Source organism: Paenibacillus sp. 1011MAR3C5 (assembly GCF_003591485.1).
Lineage (GTDB): Bacteria > Bacillota > Bacilli > Paenibacillales > Paenibacillaceae > Pristimantibacillus.
Genome location: NZ_QZCF01000002.1, coordinates 667,343 through 685,709 on the forward strand (window position 1 = coordinate 667,343; position 18,367 = coordinate 685,709).

At 53.1% G+C, this 18,367-nt stretch carries 15 protein-coding genes; all 15 read left to right on the plus strand.

All coding sequences use genetic code 11. The annotated features are described in order from the left end of the window. Positions 1–83: 83 nt before the first annotated feature. The gene (gene metH, locus D3P07_RS08140) at positions 84–3,464 is read left to right on the plus strand and encodes a methionine synthase (RefSeq protein WP_397334565.1); all 3,381 of its coding nucleotides are present in this window, start codon (positions 84–86) and stop codon (positions 3,462–3,464) included. A gap of 117 nt (positions 3,465–3,581) precedes the next feature. Continuing rightward, positions 3,582–4,520: a ribonuclease Z gene (gene rnz / locus D3P07_RS08145; protein ID WP_119799683.1), complete on the plus strand. Its 939-nt coding sequence runs from the start codon at positions 3,582–3,584 to the stop codon at positions 4,518–4,520. Between the two features lie 140 nt (positions 4,521–4,660). Next, positions 4,661–6,943 (plus strand): DEAD/DEAH box helicase, encoded by a 2,283-nt coding sequence (locus tag D3P07_RS08150; RefSeq protein WP_119799684.1) that lies wholly within the window; start codon positions 4,661–4,663, stop codon positions 6,941–6,943. After that, positions 6,940–8,250 carry a ribonuclease H-like domain-containing protein gene (locus D3P07_RS08155; RefSeq protein WP_119799685.1) on the plus strand — a complete coding sequence of 437 codons (1,311 nt, stop codon included), beginning with the start codon at positions 6,940–6,942 and terminating at the stop codon, positions 8,248–8,250. The genes D3P07_RS08150 and D3P07_RS08155 overlap by 4 nt, the downstream gene beginning before the upstream one ends. Continuing rightward, entirely contained in the window at positions 8,247–9,083 is an 837-nt protein-coding gene (locus D3P07_RS08160) for a TIGR01457 family HAD-type hydrolase (protein ID WP_119799686.1), read from the plus strand. The genes D3P07_RS08155 and D3P07_RS08160 overlap by 4 nt, the downstream gene beginning before the upstream one ends. A gap of 6 nt (positions 9,084–9,089) precedes the next feature. Then, positions 9,090–9,908 carry an Fpg/Nei family DNA glycosylase gene (locus D3P07_RS08165; RefSeq protein ID WP_119799687.1) on the plus strand — a complete coding sequence of 273 codons (819 nt, stop codon included), beginning with the start codon at positions 9,090–9,092 and terminating at the stop codon, positions 9,906–9,908. A 41-nt stretch (positions 9,909–9,949) separates the two neighbouring features. Continuing rightward, entirely contained in the window at positions 9,950–10,291 is a 342-nt protein-coding gene (locus D3P07_RS08170) for a cyclic-phosphate processing receiver domain-containing protein (protein ID WP_119799688.1), read from the plus strand. 51 nt (positions 10,292–10,342) lie between these two features. After that, positions 10,343–11,362 (plus strand): SAM-dependent methyltransferase, encoded by a 1,020-nt coding sequence (locus tag D3P07_RS08175; protein WP_182914224.1) that lies wholly within the window; start codon positions 10,343–10,345, stop codon positions 11,360–11,362. A 170-nt stretch (positions 11,363–11,532) separates the two neighbouring features. Then, positions 11,533–13,155 (plus strand): serine/threonine protein kinase, encoded by a 1,623-nt coding sequence (locus D3P07_RS08180; protein WP_119799689.1) that lies wholly within the window; start codon positions 11,533–11,535, stop codon positions 13,153–13,155. Positions 13,156–13,232: 77 nt separating this feature from the next. Next, positions 13,233–13,931 (plus strand): response regulator transcription factor, encoded by a 699-nt coding sequence (locus tag D3P07_RS08185; RefSeq protein ID WP_119799690.1) that lies wholly within the window; start codon positions 13,233–13,235, stop codon positions 13,929–13,931. Beyond that, positions 13,928–15,289, plus strand: a complete 1,362-nt coding sequence (locus D3P07_RS08190) for a sensor histidine kinase (RefSeq protein ID WP_119799691.1) — start codon at positions 13,928–13,930, stop codon at positions 15,287–15,289. Before D3P07_RS08185 ends, D3P07_RS08190 begins: the two co-directional genes overlap by 4 nt. 23 nt (positions 15,290–15,312) lie before the next feature. Further along, positions 15,313–16,173 (plus strand): carbon-nitrogen hydrolase family protein, encoded by an 861-nt coding sequence (locus tag D3P07_RS08195; protein ID WP_119799692.1) that lies wholly within the window; start codon positions 15,313–15,315, stop codon positions 16,171–16,173. Between the two features lie 21 nt (positions 16,174–16,194). Further along, entirely contained in the window at positions 16,195–16,869 is a 675-nt protein-coding gene (locus D3P07_RS08200; RefSeq protein ID WP_119799693.1) for a GNAT family N-acetyltransferase, read from the plus strand. Positions 16,870–16,905: 36 nt separating this feature from the next. Then, positions 16,906–17,577, plus strand: a complete 672-nt coding sequence (locus D3P07_RS08205; protein WP_119800013.1) for a GNAT family N-acetyltransferase — start codon at positions 16,906–16,908, stop codon at positions 17,575–17,577. Further along, a complete protein-coding gene (locus D3P07_RS08210) occupies positions 17,574–18,356 on the plus strand; it encodes an MBL fold metallo-hydrolase (protein WP_119799694.1) in 783 nt (260 codons plus the stop codon). Before D3P07_RS08205 ends, D3P07_RS08210 begins: the two co-directional genes overlap by 4 nt. Positions 18,357–18,367: the final 11 nt, after the last annotated feature.

Below are 18,367 nucleotides of genomic sequence, written 5' to 3' on the forward strand. Positions count from 1 at the left end.
GATTTTGGGAAGGGTGTAGCACATTGTCGAGACAGAAATTAGAACAATTGCTCAAGGAGCGTATCCTCATTCTGGATGGCGCAATGGGCACCATGATTCAGCAAGCGAATTTGACGGAAGACGATTTCGGCGGCGCTGAGCTGGATGGCTGTAACGAAATGCTCGTGCTGACGAGACCTGATGTCATTTCATTAATACATGAGCAATACCTGGAAGCAGGGGCCGATATTCTGGAGACCAATACATTTGGCGCTACCAGCGTGGTTCTGGCCGACTACGACATTCCAGAGAAGGCGCGTGAGATTAATCTGGCGGCTGCCAAGCTGGCGCGCGAAGCGGCTGACAAATACAGCACGCCTGAGAAACCAAGATTTGTAGCGGGAGCGCTTGGACCGACGACTAAGACATTGTCCGTAACGGGCGGCGTAACGTTCGACGAGCTGGTTGACAGCTACTACGAACAGGCGCTTGCGCTCATTGAAGCCGATGTAGACGCTCTCTTGCTTGAGACATCCCAAGACACACTGAACGTGAAAGCCGGCAGCATCGGTATTCGCAACGCCTTTGAGACACTCGGCCGTGAATTGCCAATTATGATCTCCGGCACGATTGAACCAATGGGGACGACGCTTGCCGGCCAGTCGATTGAATCCTTCTATATTTCATTAGAGCATTTGAAGCCGATTTCCATCGGTCTGAACTGTGCGACAGGCCCTGAATTTATGCGCGACCATATCCGGACGCTTAGCGAGATTGCGAGCGCAGCAGTAAGCTGTTATCCGAATGCCGGTTTGCCGGATGAGAACGGCAACTATCACGAATCGCCGGAATCGCTTGCGATGAAGATGTCCGCCTTTGCGGAGCAAGGGTGGCTGAACATTGCGGGCGGCTGCTGCGGCACAACGCCTGAGCATATTCGCGCTATGGCGGAGACGATGGCGAAGTTTGCCCCGAGAACGAAGCTTGGCGAGCATTCCGACGCGGTATCCGGAATTGATACCGTATTTATCGAAGCGGATAATCGCCCTATTATGATTGGCGAGCGAACCAACATATCCGGGTCGCGCAAGTTCAAGCGTCTAATTAAAGAAGAGAAGTTCGATGAAGCATCCGAAATAGCCAGATCTCAGGTGAAGGGCGGGGCGCATGTCATTGACATCAACCTGCAGGATACCGATATCGACGAGGCGTATGCCGTCCATAACTTCCTTCCGCAAGTCGTGAAGAAGATCAAAGCGCCCATTATGCTTGATTCCACCTATGATCATATTATTGAGCTGGGTCTCAAATATTCGCAAGGCAAAGCGATTATCAACTCCATCAACCTGGAGGATGGCGAATCGAAATTCGAGAAAATCGTGCCGCTGATCCACCGCTACGGCGCTGCGGTTGTCATGATCCTGATCGACGAGCGGGGTCAAGCCGTATCTCGCGAAGCGAAGCTGGAAGTAGCGGATCGCTCCTACAACCTGCTGGTGGAGAAATACGGCCTTAATCCGGCGGATATTATATTCGACCCTAACATGTTCCCGGTCGGCTCCGGCGATCCGCAATATATTGGTTCGGCGGTTGAGACGCTGGAAGGCATTCGTATGATTAAGGAGAAGTATCCGAAGACGAAGACGATTCTGGGTCTTAGCAACATCTCCTTCGGCTTGCCGGATGCCGGACGCGAGGTGCTTAACTCCGTTTATCTGTACCATGCGACCAAAGCGGGATTGGACTACGCGATCGTCAATACGGAGAAACTGGAGAGATACGCCTCTATTCCGGAGGAAGAACGCAAGCTTGCGGAAGCATTAATCTACAATACGAACGACGACACACTAGCTGCATTCGTCGCGGCGTTCCGCAATAAGAAGGTTGAGAAGAAAGAGAAGCTTTCGAACCTGACGCTGGAGGAGCGCTTGGCTTCTTACGTCGTAGAAGGAACGAAGGAAGGCTTGATCCCGGATCTGGACGAAGCGCTTAAGAAATACGCGGCGCTTGAAGTCATTAACGGACCGCTCATGAGAGGGATGGAAGAGGTCGGCCGGCTGTTCAACAACAACGAGCTGATCGTAGCTGAAGTTTTGCAAAGCGCAGAAGTGATGAAGGCATCCGTGACCCATCTGGAGCAGTTCATGGAGAAGTCGGAATCGGCGGTCAAAGGCAAGATTATTCTTGCTACCGTCAAAGGTGACGTTCATGATATCGGCAAAAACCTAGTTGAGATCATCCTTTCCAACAACGGTTATAAAATCATTAATCTCGGCATTAAAGTACCGCCTGAGCAACTGATTGAAGCGTATCGCAACGAAAAAGCGGACGCAATCGGATTGTCCGGTCTGCTTGTGAAATCGGCTCAGCAAATGGTCATCACAGCGCAGGACTTGCGCACTGCCGGCATAGACGCTCCGATTCTCGTCGGCGGCGCCGCGCTAACGCGGAAATTCACGAAGACAAGAATTGGCCCGGAATATGACGGTCTTGTGCTGTATGCGAAGGATGCAATGGACGGGCTCGATATTGCCAACAGGCTTATGGACCCTGAGCATCGGCAGAAGCTGGAGGAAGAGCTTGCAGCGTTCAAGGCCGCAGGGGCAGCATTGGAAGAAGAAGTGAAGCCTATGCCGCAGTTGACGCGCGCAGTCCGCTCAAAGATTGATCCGAACGCGCCCGTATTCGCGCCGCCGGATTTGGAACGCCACATTATGAGAGATGTGCCGATCCCGCATATCGTGCCTTACGTCAATATGCAGATGCTGTTAGGCCATCACCTTGGGCTGAAAGGCACTGTTGAGAAGCTGCTTGCCGAGGGCAATGAGAAGGCGCTGCACTTGAAAGAAACCGTGGATGAAATCTTGAAGGAGGGCAGTGCGGAGGGGTATTTGAAAGCCAATGCCATGTACCGCTTCTTCCCGGCCCAATCATCAGGCAATGATGTTATCATCTATGACCCTGAGCAGCCTGGCAAGGAAATTAAGCGATTCACCTTCCCTCGTCAGCATGTAGAGCCTTATCTCTGCTTGGCGGACTTCTTGAAGTCGGTTGACAGCGGTGTGATGGATTATGTGGGCTTCCTCGTCGTAACGGCGGGACAGGGCATTCGCGATCTGGCAAATGATTGGAAGGATAAAGGCGATTATTTGCGCTCCCATGCTCTTCAATCAGTTGCACTGGAGGTTGCGGAAGGTTTGGCTGAGCGTATCCATCACCGGATGCGCGATCTATGCGGCTATCCTGATCCGCCGGAGATGACGATGAAGCAGCGCCACGGAGCGCGATATAAGGGCATTCGCGTATCGTTCGGCTATCCGGCATGTCCGAATCTGGAGGATCAAGGCCCGCTATTCGAGCTGATGAAGCCGGAAGATATCGGCGTAGAGCTGACAGAAGGTTTTATGATGGAACCGGAAGCTTCGGTATCGGCTATGGTATTCGCCCATCCGGAAGCGCAATACTTTAACGTAGAGAAGGTATAACCGTATCAAGTACGAGCCTTTCGTATTCGGATTCCGCAATCCGAAGGCGGAGGGCTCCTTTCTCATTACAGATCGGTACAGTACATATAAAAAATGAAATAAAGCGAGGGCTGAACGATGAAAATGTGGTTTCTGGGTACGGGGGCCGGACGGCCAAACAAACATCGCAATGTGACCGCTATCGCGCTTCAGCTGCCTGAGCCGGAGACGGGGTGGTGGCTGTTCGATTGCGGAGAAGCGACGCAGCACCAGCTCATGCATGTGCCGCTAAAGCTGAGCAAGCTCGAGAAGATCTTTATTACCCATCTTCATGGCGACCATCTATACGGATTGCCGGGTCTTCTGAGCAGCAGATCGTTCGACGGCGGCGTGACGCCGCTGACCATGTTCGGGCCTGCCGGACTGAAGTCATATATCGAAACCGTATTTTCGCTCACAGCCACCGTTCTGGATTATGAGCTCATCATTCACGAGCTGGACGAACAACAAGCATCCATCTACAAGGATGAGCGTTTCCGGGTAGAAGCAGGTCCGCTGGTCCATCGCGTGCCATGCCTCGGCTATCGAGTAGAGGAGCGAGATAAGCGAGGACCACTCATGGCGGATAAGCTGCGCAGCTTAGGCGTCAAATCCGGGCCATTGTTCGGCCAGCTCAAATCCGGGCATTCCATCACGCTGGAGGATGGTACGCTCATCACGCCGGAAGCTGTAACGGACGGCGTCTTGCGAGGACGGATTGTAACGGTTCTTGGCGATACCAGCCCTTGCGAGATGGCGGAGACGCTCAGCCGCAATGCCGATCTGATCGTACATGAGGCGACCTTTGCCGCAGGACTGGAGGAGAAGGCGCATGAATTCGGCCATTGTACAACGGTGGAAGCTGCGCAGACGGCAGTAAGGGCTGGAGCCAAAAAGGTCGCCATGACACATTTCAGCGGCAGATACAGCAATGAAGAGCTGTCTAAGCTCGTTGAGGAAGCAGCTGCTGTCTTCCCGCAGGTCATCGCCGCTACCGACCTAAGCATGGTGGAGATTCCTCGTGTTCACGAGCGTTAACGGCAGCGGGAAGGACAAAGTCCTGAAAATGACATTGCCGAGCGAACATGTATTCTGTACAATAAAGATCGAATCTACGAATGGACGAAGTTGATTATTTACATAGAAGACAAGCTTGGCTGGGCAGAGGAGTGAAGGCAATGAATCGATGGACGGGGAGAGCGGCGAATCTGGAGGAATGGCTTGGGCAGCTAAAGGCGAACGAGTCAGTCATGGAAAATGTGACGCATTGGCGCACCTTGCCTCCGCGTGAGGCGAAGTTCGCGCCGCTGCCGGATGATCTGCATCCCGCATGGCGGGAAGCGCTTCGGAAGCGCGGAATTGAGAGACTCTATTCGCATCAAGCGGCTGCGTACGAGGCAGTCAGAAGAGGCAGCCACGTCGTCGCTGTGACACCTACAGCTTCAGGCAAGACGTTATGCTACAACTTGCCGGTTGTGCAGAGCCTGCTTCAGCAGGAGGAGGGACGAGCGCTCTACTTGTTCCCGACGAAGGCGCTGGCTCAGGATCAGGTGGCGGAGCTGCAAGTGCTGGCCGATCTGATGGAAAGCGGAATCAAAACCCACACTTACGACGGAGATACGCCTCCAACGGTGCGAACGGCGATCCGCAACAGCGGCCATATTGTTGTGACAAATCCCGATATGCTGCACTCCGCGATTCTGCCCCATCATACCAAGTGGGTCAAGCTGTTCGAGAATATCAAATATATTGTCATTGATGAGGTGCATGCTTACCGAGGCATATTCGGCAGCCACGTCGCCAACGTCATTCGGCGTCTGAAGCGGATCTGCCGATTCTATGGTTCAAATCCTCAGTTCATATGCGCATCTGCAACCATTGACAATCCGAAGGAGCATGCGGAGCGGCTGATCGGCGAGCGTGTCGAGCTTGTGGACAACAATGGCGCGCCAATGGGCGAAAAACACTTTGTGCTCTACAATCCGCCTGTTGTCAACAAGCAGCTTGGCATCCGCCGCAGCAGCGTGCTGGAGACGCAGAAGCTTGCAGCTATGCTGCTGAAGCAAGGCGTTCAGACGATCGTATTCGCCAGAAGCCGCGTTCGCGTCGAGCTGCTTCTGACTTATCTGCAAGAGCTCATCCGCGACAAGCTGGACGGCAAGACGATTAGAGGCTACCGAGGCGGCTACTTGCCGAAGCTGCGGCGCGAGATTGAGAAGGGACTTCGCACGGGCGAAATTCGCGGGGTAGTCAGCACGAACGCCCTGGAGCTGGGCATCGACATCGGTCAACTGCAAGCCTGCGTCTTGAATGGCTATCCGGGCACCATCGCAAGCACCTGGCAGCAATCCGGACGGGCCGGACGGAGGATGGAGAGCTCGGTGACATTCCTCGTTGCGAGCAGCAACCCCTTAGATCAATACATGATCCAGAATCCGGACTTTTTCTTCAGCCATCCGCCGGAGCGGGCGCTGATCCATCCGGATAATCTGCTCGTGCTGATCGATCATGTGAAATGCGCGGCCTATGAGCTGCCATTCCGCGAGGGAGAGACGTTCGGGTCGGAGTCGCTGGCGGATATGATGGAATTTCTGGTGGAGGAGAAGGTGCTCCACAAGGCGGGCGACCGATGGTTCTGGATGGAGCAGTCATTCCCTGCACACAATATTTCACTTCGTTCCGCAGCACAGGAAAATTTCATTATCGTCGATATGACGAACGATAACCGCGTGCTTGGGGAGGTGGATCGCTTCAGCGCGCCCACGCTCATTCATGAGGAAGCGATCTACATCCATGAAGGCGTTCAGTTCCAGGTCGAGAAGCTCGATTATCCCGAGAAGAAAGCTTATGTGCGTCAAGTGGACGTCGACTATTATACGGACGCCAACTTGGCCGTTGAACTTAAGGTCCTTCATGTGGACAAAGAGAAGCAGACTGGCGACTTGCTCAGGCAATACGGTGAAGTAACGGTCAATGCCAAAGCGACGATTTTCAAAAAAATCCGTTTGCGCTCCCATGAGAATATCGGCTCGGGACCCATTCATCTGCCGGAAGAGGAGCTGCATACGAGCGGCTACTGGTTCTCGTTCAGCGAAGAAGCGGCGGCGCGCAAGAGCAAAAACGAGATGCAGTTCGCTCTGCTCGGCATTGCGAATGTACTGGTGCATATCGCGCCTCTATATCTCATGTGCGATCCGTTTGACATTCGCGTTGTTCCACAGGTAAAGGCGGTGCATACGCAGCGTCCGACAATCTACTTCTACGACCGCTATCCCGGCGGCGTCGGATTAAGCGAGCGATTGTATGAGGTGCATGACGAGCTGCTTGCCCACGCCAAATCGATGATTACGTCTTGCGGCTGTCTCAGCGGCTGTCCCGCTTGCGTCGGTCCAATTGAAGAGGTGGGGCTGCTCGGCAAGCAGCAAGCGCTTGAACTGCTCCTGGAAGCGGGTGCGGTATGAGCGGCTTGCGCGACCGAATGAATCGGTTAAGGGCGACGGCAAGCGAAACACAAGCTACAGAAGACGATACGACAGTTGCGGCCAGGTCGATTCCTGTTGCGGTTGAGACGGATGACGAGGACCGGCTGCATCCGGGCTGGTCAGCTTTTGGAGTTTCCCTTCGCCGCAATGAAGCAGGCTCTTACTTAATGAGGAGAACCGTCTTACCGCTCGATCATCGGCATGGTACGCACACTGTTGGCGAACTAAAGGAAGCGGCAGCCGGATTGTCATCTTTTCATCCGGCGGCGGGCGAGCCCGCGCCTGAATCCATCCTTTATCTGGATTTGGAAACGACGGGACTTGGCGTTGGAGCGGGGAATGTCCCGTTCATGGTTGGAATCGGCTATATGAGCGGCGATTCGTTTGTAGTTGAGCAGACCTTAATCCGGCATCCGGCCGAGGAGTTCGCTATGTTGTCGGATTTGCAGAAAAAGCTTCGCAATTATACTTATCTTGCCACATATAATGGTAAAACTTTCGATTGGCCGCTTGTTCAGAATCGCATGATCATGAATGCAATCAGACTTGCAGACTGGTCACCGCTGCATCTTGATTTCTTGCATCCTTCGCGCGCCATCTGGCGGAATACGCTCGTTTCATGCAAGTTAAGCCATATTGAAGAGGAACGGCTTGGCATTACCCGATTGGATGATGTGCCAGGTTCCTTGGCGCCGCAACTCTATTTCCAGTACTTAGGAGACGGAGATCCAGCACCGCTCGAAGGTGTATTCCGCCATAATGAAAGCGATCTTTTGTCGCTCGCTTGCTTATCGATCCGCTTCGGCTGGCTGCTTCAGGAGCAGATCTTCAGACGGATTCCTTATCCGGAGGAAGCGGAGGAACTGGTACGTACAGGATTATGGCTCAATCGCATGGGATTGGGCGCATTGCCGGAGCTGCTGTTCGAGCGGGCAATCCAGCATGAGAAAGCTGCTTCATCATCGCTTCTCATGCTGGCGGCAAGCGATAAGAAGGCTGGAAATTGGGGGCGGGCTGTGTTATTGTGGCAGAAAGCCATTGTGCAGGCCGGAACCCAGTCGCATGAGGATGTGATTGAAGCCTGTATTGAGCTTGCGATGTATGATGAACACCGCACGAAGGATCTGGAATCGGCGCTTGCTTATGCCCTGCGAGCTCTGGAGCGGCATGAGCGGCTTACTCTCTTTGGTCAGCGCAATCGCAAGCATCAATCGGAGCAGGACAGCCTTCGCAATCGGGTAGCCAGGCTGCGGCGGAAGCTGGATAGAAGAGGGATGGACTCATGAGTGAAACGAACGCCCGCTTGCGCGGACTGTTAATCGATTTGGACGGGACGCTGTATCACGGCACCAGTCGGATCGATGGGGCGGATCGCCTTATCGCATATATCAATGAAATCAAATTGCCTTATCAATTCGTAACGAACAATTCATCAACCTCTGCGGAAGAAGTAGCCGGGCGTTTGTCGGCGATGGGCATACCCGCTCAGGCATCGGATGTATGTACATCCGCCCAGGCAACTGCGGGTTATATCGCCGATCAGGCGCCGGGAGCATCCGTCTTCGTCATCGGAGAGGTTGGCTTGCGCAGCGCGCTGCAGGAAGCCGGCTGCCGCTTGACGGATGACGAACAACCCGACTTTGTCGTACAGGGAATCGACCGGTCCATGAGCTATGAGCGAATGGCGAGAGCGGTTCGATACATACGGGCTGGCGCTGCTTATGTAATGACCAATCCCGATCTGCTGCTGCCCTCCTCGGACGGCCTCATTCCGGGCGCTGGTTCCATAGGAGCGATGCTGCAAGCGGCAAGCGGGGAGAAACCTGTTGTCATCGGCAAGCCTTCATCTATTCTGATGGACTACTCCCTGAGGCGGCTTGGGGTTCATCATGAGGAAACCTGGGTCGTTGGGGATAATATAGCTACGGATATAGCGGCCGGCCTTGCGGCAGGATGCAAGGCAGTGCTCGTCCTGACGGGTCTGACCCATGCCGATAATGTGGAACAATTCACGGCTGCTGCCGGTTGCAGGCCTGACCGAATATGCAATACATTGGATGATTTGAGACAAGAAATTGCAAGCAATCTAAGTGCAAACAGCATGTGCAGGGAGGATTAAGCCTAGATGCAGGAACTGCCGGAGTTGGATATCTATCGGGCAATGCTGGCTGAACGTTATGCGGGCGCCCAAGTAACAGCAATAACCATCCATCACCAAGGTATGGATGAGGCCGCCAAGACAGAGTTGAGCGGTCAAGTAGTCGGGACGACCGTCTGGTTCGTCGAACGGAGAGCGCAGCATCTGGTTTTCCATTTGGATAATGGCAAGCGCCTTCTAGTGAACATCCCTTATGATGCTTATGCTTATTGTGGAACCGGAGACAAGCCGCAGGATGCGAAAGCCTCTGTGACGATTTCTTTTGGAGAGCGTTATGTCACGTTCTATGGCTTGCAAGGCGAAGACATAAAGCTGATGTCCGTAAAAGGGCTTGAGGAATACATGAAAGGTCGCGGCATCGATCCGCTAGACAAGCGTCTGACGCTAACCCGCTTTGTGGAGCGGTTTGCGAAGAAGAGAAGCACGCTCAAGACTGCGCTAATGGATGAAGGGCTCATCTCCGGGATCGGTCCGGTTTATGCCGACGAGATAGCGTTTGCAGCTAAGATTCGGCCCGATGCAAAGCTTCAATCGCTGGATGCCGGCGCTTGGGAGAGACTATACCAAGCGATGGGCAGTGTGCTGCGCGATGCCATCTCCCATGGGGGAGCCGGCGAGATACCGCTATTCGAAGGCGATTTGCTGACGGGCGGGTTCGCCGAGCGCTTCCAGGTCTACAAGCGGGAAGGTCAAGCCTGTGCAAGATGCGGTGGGACGGTTAAGAAGCTCACAGCGGGCAACCGGAAAGCATTCGCTTGCACGGAATGTCAGGAAATAAGCGAATGAGGATTTACTCACAATGTGAGCAAATCGGATGGAGGGTCTGAATGATCCACGTATATCTGGATGACTTCCGCAAATGTCCACATGGATTCGTGCTTGCCAAGTCAGCAGAGGAATGCAAGCAGCTTATCGACGGGGAGACGATCGATATTCTGTCGTTGGACTACGACTTAGGCTGGGGCCAGCCTACGGGATATGAAGTTGTGCATCACCTGATTCAATCCGGGAAATATCCGCGGCGCATCTATTTGCATACGTCCAGCGCTCCAGGGAGGCAGCAAATGTACCATGCGCTTACGGGGCATATTCCAGCGGATGTACAATTATTCGGAGGTCCTATGCCTCAGATGCTGCTGGACGAAGTATCAGAGGCAGCACGTCGTTAGCGCTTAAGATACGGCATACTATAACATCATAATGAAAGAGGCTTAGCCATCGTGAGTCAATGGATCGGAACAGCGAATCAAACCTATGCTCCTTACGCTATGGAGGAGCTTCGAAGACTAATTCCGGGGGCAAGCTTCACTCAGCTTGCCGCAGGAGAGGTGTTCCTCATGAATTGCACAATGGAGCAAGCAGAAGCTCTCGCGGCTATTCATCGGGATGAGCCCATCTTCCTCCGCCATATCCAACCGGTCGACCGGGTAATGGATATTGACGGAAGCGCGTCTGATTTGCAGGGATTGGCGGACATGATCCGCAACGCCCGTCTTGCTTTTGAAGAAAAGAGGACGGCTGTACATATTCGTAGAAATGCCAAAACATCGTTCCATTACACGGCTTCCGATACAAAGGCGCTGCTGGATGCGGTGCTGGAGGAACTGGAAGCAGAGCCTGTCGTGCAGCAGCCTGAGATGATTATCTCTGTGTATGCAGCAGGGGACAAGCTGTATGTCGGTTTCGCCACGCCGGAAGACATGCTGTCGGATTGGCCGGGGGGAGCCGTACGGTTCCAGCGCGAAGAGGGACAAGTGTCCAGAGCCAAGTTCAAGCTGCTTGAAGCGGAGAGAGCATTCGGGTTGCGGTATATGGATTACCGGCAAGCGTTGGACGTAGGCGCTGCACCCGGCGGCTGGACATCCTTGTTGCTGGAGCGCGGTCTGCGTGTAACGGCTATTGATCCCGCTGACATGCATCCGTCGCTGCTGGCAAGCCCGGCGCTTACACATATCAAGCGCAATGCGTCCGATGCCAAGCTTCCCAAGAGAGCTTTTGACCTGCTTGTTTGTGACATGAGCTGGAGTCCGATGCTGATGAGCAAGCTTGTCCTGGATCTGAAGGACGCGCTGACTCCTGGAGCGACTGCGATCGTTACCGTTAAGCTTATGCACCGCAAGCCGCTGCAGACCATTAGGGAAGTGAAGGAGCGGCTGGGCACGGCGTTTACCGTGCTGAAGGCCAAGCAGCTCTTCCACAATAGAGAAGAGATTACCTTGCATCTTCGCATCAAGGAGTAGCGGGAGCGGCATGCTCGTCATCGTTGCTCTATTCGCAACGATCTCAACTATGTTATAATTATGGCATAACCAACCATATATGAAATGGGAAAGCATCCCGAAAAACACCTGCCGTGGGCAGGTGATTTCGTGATGCTTTTTTTCGTTTGGGAGAAGAAGGAGACTAACAGATGATGAACAATCAAGCAGGAAGCGAACTTTTGAAGAATGGCACGATAGTCGAAGAACGTTACCGTGTCATTCGCGTGATTGGACAAGGAGGCATGGGAATTGTCTATGCAGTAGAGGATTTGAAGCTTGAAGGCACTGTGCGCGCGATGAAAATAACGTCAAGCAGCATCGGATCAGGCATCTATTCGGAAGAAGCCCATACGCTAATGAAACTGAGCCATCCATACTTGCCGCTCATCACCGACTATTTTCCGCCGCAGGAAGGCGGAGGAAGAGAAGTGCTGATCATGGACTACGTTGACGGCAATACGATTGCAAGCATGTTGAATCAATCGATGAGCGGATTTACGTTTCCCGAGCTGATTCATATCGGCTTGCAGCTATGCTCGGCACTAGTCTATCTGCATTCACGTCCTTCTGCCATTATACATCGCGACTTGAAGCCGTCTAATGTGATGATCGACCGTAAAGGCAACATTAAGCTGATCGATTTCGGCATATCCAGAAGATATAAGGAAGGACAGCACGGAGATACGGTGAAGCTTGGCACGCTTGGCTTCGCGGCGCCGGAGCAGCGGGACGGGAGACAAAGCGACGCTCGGACGGACATCTACGGTCTGGGTGCTTTATTGTATTACATCGCTTCAAACGGCGTCCGGACGTACGATGGTGATTCCGGTGGCTACCGGTCGATCATCCCGCACTTGCCTAAGGATTTCCCTGCATCATTCGGCACCGTTCTGGAGCGAATGCTTCAGCCTACGCCTGCACATCGCTATCAGTCTATGCTTGACGTGGAGCAAGCGTTGAAAGCCTTTTCTTCTCAGGCCGTATTATCGGATGACGCCCCGAAGCGCTGGGATATGCATATGAACCGTATTAAACCGGCGCTTGTCAGTGTGATCTCCATGTCCCCTGGAGCAGGCGCTACGATGCTGTCCATTACATTGTCGACGATGCTCGGCCGCAGAGGCTGCTCAGTCACGGCTGCGGAATATTACGGCGTTCAGCCGGAGTGGATTGAGCTGCTGCCCGCAAGATCCAAGCGGGACTCCATTGATGAAAACGGGTTGATTAGCTATAAGGAGCTCTACAATCGAAGGAAAAAGGACAGCAATGCTATCCATTGGTGCGTCGTGCCATCCCATCAGCTGTCGCAAAACGGACAAGATTCCAGACTATTCGAGCAGAAGCTCCGGCAGTTCGGCAGCGACATGAATATTATTGATTTCTCCAGCAAATGGCATGAGCCTGACGCGTTATATTGGTTAATGGAATCAATGCACGTGATTGCTGTCGGTGATCCCTTTATTGCGAAGTGGCAAGTCGATCATGTGCAGCGGCTGATTGAGCTTGATGAGAAGCTAAAGGACAGCGGCGGGACGCTGCATTGGGTCGCCAACAAAGATGTGCGGTTCCGTGCCAGAACGGAATGGCTGTCGCTCTTCCCGAGTCGTCCGGTATGCACGATTCCGCTGCTGCCGCAGGATGCGGTGCTGAATGCGTTATGGAGCAATAAGTGGATGACAGAAAATACAGTACTGGACTATCGGTTAGGCAAAGCGCTGACTCCGCTATGCGACAGGCTGACCAGGCATTTGGACGGCAACGGGAATAGCTAGTTCTCTTGCAATTGGACATATCCTTCTTTATGATGATAATATTGTTGGGATTCTAACAAGAAGGAAGGTCCAAACTCATGAATGAACGCATACTTGTCGTTGAAGATGAAGCGGGGATCGCCCGCATATTACAGTTAGAGCTCGAACACGAGGGCTATACGGTAGGTGTAGCCCATGACGGACGCAAAGGCTACGAGATGGCGTCCTCCGGCGAATGGCAGCTTGTGCTTCTGGATGTGATGCTGCCGGAGATGAGCGGTATTGAAGTGCTTCGTCTTATCCGGCAAGCCGGCAATCCAGTTCCTATTATATTGCTTACAGCAAGAGATACGGTTCCCGACAAGGTGAGCGGCTTCGAGCACGGAGCAAACGATTATATTACGAAGCCGTTCGCGGTTGAGGAGCTGCTGGCGCGGGTAAGGAACATTCTGCGCATCTTCCAGCAGTATCCGAAGGAAGCGGAAGGCTCCGATCTGATTAAGCTCGGCGATCTGACAATTGAGCTGCGTACGCGCAAAGTATTCCGAAAGGATCTGCTGATCGAGCTGACGCCTCGCGAATTCGAGCTGCTCGTCTATCTGGTTGAGAATCGCAATGAAGAGAAGTCTCGCGAGGATATCCTATCTGAAGTATGGGGCTACGACTTTATCGGGGAGACCAATCTCGTCGATGTCTATATCCGTTATTTGCGCCAAAAGCTGGACAAGGGCTATCGCCATAAGCTGATTCATACGGTACGCGGCGTAGGCTACATGATAAAGGAGCCGGATGCATGACGCTGCGTAAACGGTTTACGCTTTTTACGATTTTTTGGCTTATATTAATTCTGATCTTCTTTAATATATTCGTCTACTTCTATGTCATCAAAATTACGACAGAGAGCGAAGAAGAGGTCATCTCGACCAAGGTCAACCTCATGCTGGAGAATCCGCGAATCCAGAGCGGACGCGGGCTAAGCTCTCCGGAGCTGCTGGAGGAGTACAGCAGTATGAACGAGATGGTCCGTATCATTGCGCCCAATAACCGGGTGCTGAATATCACCGGCATGGCCACTCACACGGCACTGCTGGAAATTCCGGCGGAGTTCAAGGCTTATCACGACTCCGGTATGATTACGAGAGGCGGAGAGAGAATCATCTTCATGCAGGTGCCGCTATTCGAGAATGGCAAAGTAATCGCCATGCTGGAAGTGATGCGCATTCTGGATGAACTGGATGATTATTTGCAGGTGCTCGTAGCAGCGCTCAGCGTAACGAGCGGCGGCGCGATTTTATTCGCCATCTTCGGTACGTATTGGTTCACCTCAAGGCTAACCGCGCCGATTCAGCAGATGGTCAATACGATGCGCGAGATCGACCGGAGCGGCAAGCTTCGCCAGATCGATATGGGCAACCGCGAAGAGTCCGCCGAGCTGCAGCAGTTGATCCGGGCCTTCAATCAAATGATTGAGCGGCTTGACCGCACTTTTGCGAGGCAGAAGCAATTCGTAGCGGATGCTTCGCATGAGCTGAAGACGCCGCTTACGGTCATCAGCAGCTATGCGGGCATGCTGAAGCGATGGGGAAGAGATGACGAGAGCGTGCGTGATGAGGCGATCGAAGCGATCGCCAAGGAAGCGACACGGCTGCAAAATCTGACCAAATCGATGCTTACGCTTGCCGAAGCGGAGCAGGAGGACTGGCTGAGGCTGGAGATGTTCGATGTGGTGCAGGTGGTCGACGAGCTTGCGACGATGATGCAAACGACTTTCCAGCGGCCGATTCGCGTGAAGGCGCTGTCTAGAGTTGTCCGCATGATGGGCGATAAGGACAAAATCCGCCAGCTGCTCGTCATACTGCTGGACAACGCGATCAAGTATTCCAAGGAACCGATTGATATCTCGATCACGCTGATGAAGAACATCGTGAAGATCGAAGTGAAGGATAAAGGCATGGGCATACCGGAGAAGGAGATTCCGCATTTATTCGAACGCTTCTACCGTGTAGACGGCGCCAGAAGCCGCTCGACGGGCGGTGTTGGTCTCGGCCTCTCGATTGCCAAGCGGATCGTCGATCTGCATGAAGGCAAGATCGACGTTTTTAGCTTGCCAGAGCTTGGCACAACCATTACACTTCAGTTCAAGCAACGCAAATAATGAAGATCAGGGGGAGACCTACTATGAAGTATCGTGTAGCGGCGGTGCAATATAAGCTTGCCGACATCCAGAGTTTCCAGCAATTCGAAGAGCAAGTTACCCACTATGTCAGGAATGCGTCGGAATACGGCGTTCAGTTCCTGCTCTTCCCTGAATTTATGACGACGCAGCTGCTATCGATCGGAGACGAACAAGGCGAAGCGCTCCCGATCGGCAGGCTGCCTGATTACACGGAGGATTACAAGCGGTTGTTTGCCGATCTGTCCAAGACATACGGCATGTATATTATCGGGGGTACACACGTTGTTGAAGTGCAGGACGGAAAACGCCGCAATGCAGCCCATCTATTCCATCCTGACGGAAGAATCGATGTACAGCACAAGATTCATCTGACTCCTACAGAGGTAGAGGAGTGGGATATGTCGCCGGGTGATGGAGTCGAGGTATTCCAGACGCCGTTCGGCACGATTGCGATGCTCACCTGTTACGATATTGAGTTTCCGGAGATCGTGCGGATGGCGAGAGCGAAGGGAGCGGACGTAATCTTCTGCCCGTCCTGTACGGATGACCGACATGGCTTCTATCGCGTTCGTTACTGTTGTCATGCGAGAACAATCGAAAATCAAATTTATGTCGTAACGACAGGAACGGTAGGTGCCCTCCGCAAGGTGGACTTTATGCGCGCCAACTTTGGCCAAGCCGCTATTCTCGCGCCGAACGATATTCCATTCCCTCCTGCAGGGATCATTGCGGAAGGTATTATCAATGACGATATGCTCGTTGTAGGCGATCTTGATCTATCGTTGCTTGAGGAAGTCAGGAAGAACGGCTCGGTTATGACCTGGAGGGACAGAAGGTCGGATCTGTATCCGGACTGGAGCTAAGGGCGGAGAGGAGCTTCGCGAATGAACAAGCATCTTTATGTATGGCATAACGGAAAACCTGTTGAGGCTATCATCCGTAATTATTCAGAGCGAGACTATGAAGGCTTAATTGAAGCGCAGAGACTTAGCTTCCCTCCGCCTTTTCCTGAAGAGCTGCTATGGAATAAGGAACAGCTCGGCGAGCATGTGGGCCGGTTCCGCGAGGGGGCGCTCTGCGCTGAAGTGGACGGCAATATTGTCGGCTCCATGACCGGGCTTATTGTCGATATCGGTGAATATGGACATGACCATAGCTGGGAGGCCGTGACGGATAACGGTTATATCCGCAATCATCGTCCGGATGGCAATACGCTGTACGTTGTCGATATTTGTGTCATCCCGGCGTATCGCAAGACAGGTATTGGCAAATGGCTCATGCAGTCGATGTACGAGACTGTCGTGCAGATGCGTCTGGAGCGCTTGCTTGGCGGAGGCCGAATGCCGGGTTACCAGGCCAAGTCGCAGGAAGCTACTCCCCAGCAGTATGTTGAGAAGGTGCTTGCAGGAGAATGGACAGACCCCGTTATTTCATTCTTACTGCGCTGCGGCCGTGTTCCGGTTGGTATTGCCAAGAACTACCTGGAAGACGAAGAATCCCTTAATCATGCGGTCATCATGGAATGGCGCAACCCGTTTCGTACTGAAGCGGCTAAGTGACGATATCATAAGCAGAATTGGAGTGACGATATTATGTTGTCTTACCATCGTATTACCTCGATAGACGATCCTTATTTCAAGCCGTTGCATGAACTGCTCGGCTCCATATTTCCGCCGGAGGAAGTGCTGGCTTACGAGCTGTGGAGAGAGCCGCTGCTGGATGAAAGCATTCACGTATACGCAGCCTTGCATGGAGAAGAGGTTGTAGGTTCTACGGAGTACCGATATTACCCTGCGCTGCGTGTTGCAATGACCGACTTTACGATTATCGGCAAACCATCATTAGGGGTTGGTCGATTCCTGATGCGGAGCCGTCAACGCGATCTGGAGCGACTGGCTAACGAGTCTGGCACGGAGCCTATCGGCATGTTTGCGGAGATTTATGATCCTTACCGCGCAGCGTCCCATGAATTCGGCGGCGTATCGCCAATGAATCCGTATGTCCGCAGAGAAGTCCTGTCTCATATGGGCTACAAACGCCTTGATCTACCGTATGTTCATCCTTCATGGGACCATGAAGGCCATGCGGTTACGGAGCTTGATCTTGGATTCCTGCCACAAGACGAGACGGTAGATGAGATTGACGCGTCGCTTGTCGTTGCTTTCCTTACCGGTTATTATTCGGCGCTGCCGAACAAGCCTGAAGCTTGGCTGTCGATGATCGACTATCTTAAAGGCATGAGTAAAGTCCGTTTGCTGCCTTTATGACTACAATTACATTCCGCGGAACGGGGGACTCGCAAGGGGTTCCCCGTTCTTATTGCGATTGCGGCGTATGTTCGGAAGCGCGATCCACAGGCAGCAATCGCAGGCTTAGGCCATCCTTGCAAATCTCGGACCCTGAAACCGGCACGACATGGATAGACTGCGGACCCGATTGGGGAAGCCAGATGGAGATCGCCGGGCTTCGCGCATTGGATCGTATGCTGATTACGCATGCCCATTATGATCATATTGGCGGATTGCCGGAATGGTATGACGCATGCAGGTGGACGGATCAGATTGGACAGGCGTATTGTCCGCCGGAAGTGATCCCAGAGATTTCATCAAGATTTCCGTGGATCGCGTCACGAATTCGGTTGATTCCGATGGAGCAGCCTCTGGTGCTCGGTCAATGGTACATCCGGTGTTTTCGGGTTCATCATGGCCGCAATGGCTATTCCTATGCCTTTGAGTTTGTCCACGCCAGCAACAGTTTCCGATGGATCTATTGCCCGGATGCCATTGATATGACCGAACAACAGCAAGAACCGTTGTACGGTGCGGACCTCGTCATATTAGGCGCCAGCTTCGTCAAGGAGCCATTCCCGCTGGAGACGCGCTCAATTTATGATGTGGAAGAAGCAGTAGGGTTATTTGAATTATGGAAGCCCGGCCGGATGGTTCTGACGCATCTGTCACATGACATTGATGTGAATAAGCGATACATGATGCCAGAGGGCATCCAGTTTGCGAAAGCCGGCATGACGATAGAAATAAGGGATTGAATAGGGTTGTC

What these genes read in the sequence shown, in the direction of transcription:
- metH (WP_397334565.1), top strand. Translation starts at nt 84, where the DNA reads ATGGGCACCATGATTCAGCAAGCGAATTTGACGGAAGACGATTTCGGC.
- D3P07_RS08160 (WP_119799686.1), top strand. Translation starts at nt 8,247, where the DNA reads ATGAGTGAAACGAACGCCCGCTTGCGCGGACTGTTAATCGATTTGGAC.
- D3P07_RS08185 (WP_119799690.1), top strand. Translation starts at nt 13,233, where the DNA reads ATGAATGAACGCATACTTGTCGTTGAAGATGAAGCGGGGATCGCCCGC.
- D3P07_RS08170 (WP_119799688.1), top strand. Translation starts at nt 9,950, where the DNA reads ATGATCCACGTATATCTGGATGACTTCCGCAAATGTCCACATGGATTC.
- D3P07_RS08155 (WP_119799685.1), top strand. Translation starts at nt 6,940, where the DNA reads ATGAGCGGCTTGCGCGACCGAATGAATCGGTTAAGGGCGACGGCAAGC.
- D3P07_RS08210 (WP_119799694.1), top strand. Translation starts at nt 17,574, where the DNA reads ATGACTACAATTACATTCCGCGGAACGGGGGACTCGCAAGGGGTTCCC.
- D3P07_RS08165 (WP_119799687.1), top strand. Translation starts at nt 9,090, where the DNA reads ATGCAGGAACTGCCGGAGTTGGATATCTATCGGGCAATGCTGGCTGAA.
- D3P07_RS08180 (WP_119799689.1), top strand. Translation starts at nt 11,533, where the DNA reads ATGATGAACAATCAAGCAGGAAGCGAACTTTTGAAGAATGGCACGATA.
- D3P07_RS08190 (WP_119799691.1), top strand. Translation starts at nt 13,928, where the DNA reads ATGACGCTGCGTAAACGGTTTACGCTTTTTACGATTTTTTGGCTTATA.
- rnz (WP_119799683.1), top strand. Translation starts at nt 3,582, where the DNA reads ATGAAAATGTGGTTTCTGGGTACGGGGGCCGGACGGCCAAACAAACAT.
- D3P07_RS08195 (WP_119799692.1), top strand. Translation starts at nt 15,313, where the DNA reads ATGAAGTATCGTGTAGCGGCGGTGCAATATAAGCTTGCCGACATCCAG.
- D3P07_RS08150 (WP_119799684.1), top strand. Translation starts at nt 4,661, where the DNA reads ATGAATCGATGGACGGGGAGAGCGGCGAATCTGGAGGAATGGCTTGGG.
- D3P07_RS08200 (WP_119799693.1), top strand. Translation starts at nt 16,195, where the DNA reads ATGAACAAGCATCTTTATGTATGGCATAACGGAAAACCTGTTGAGGCT.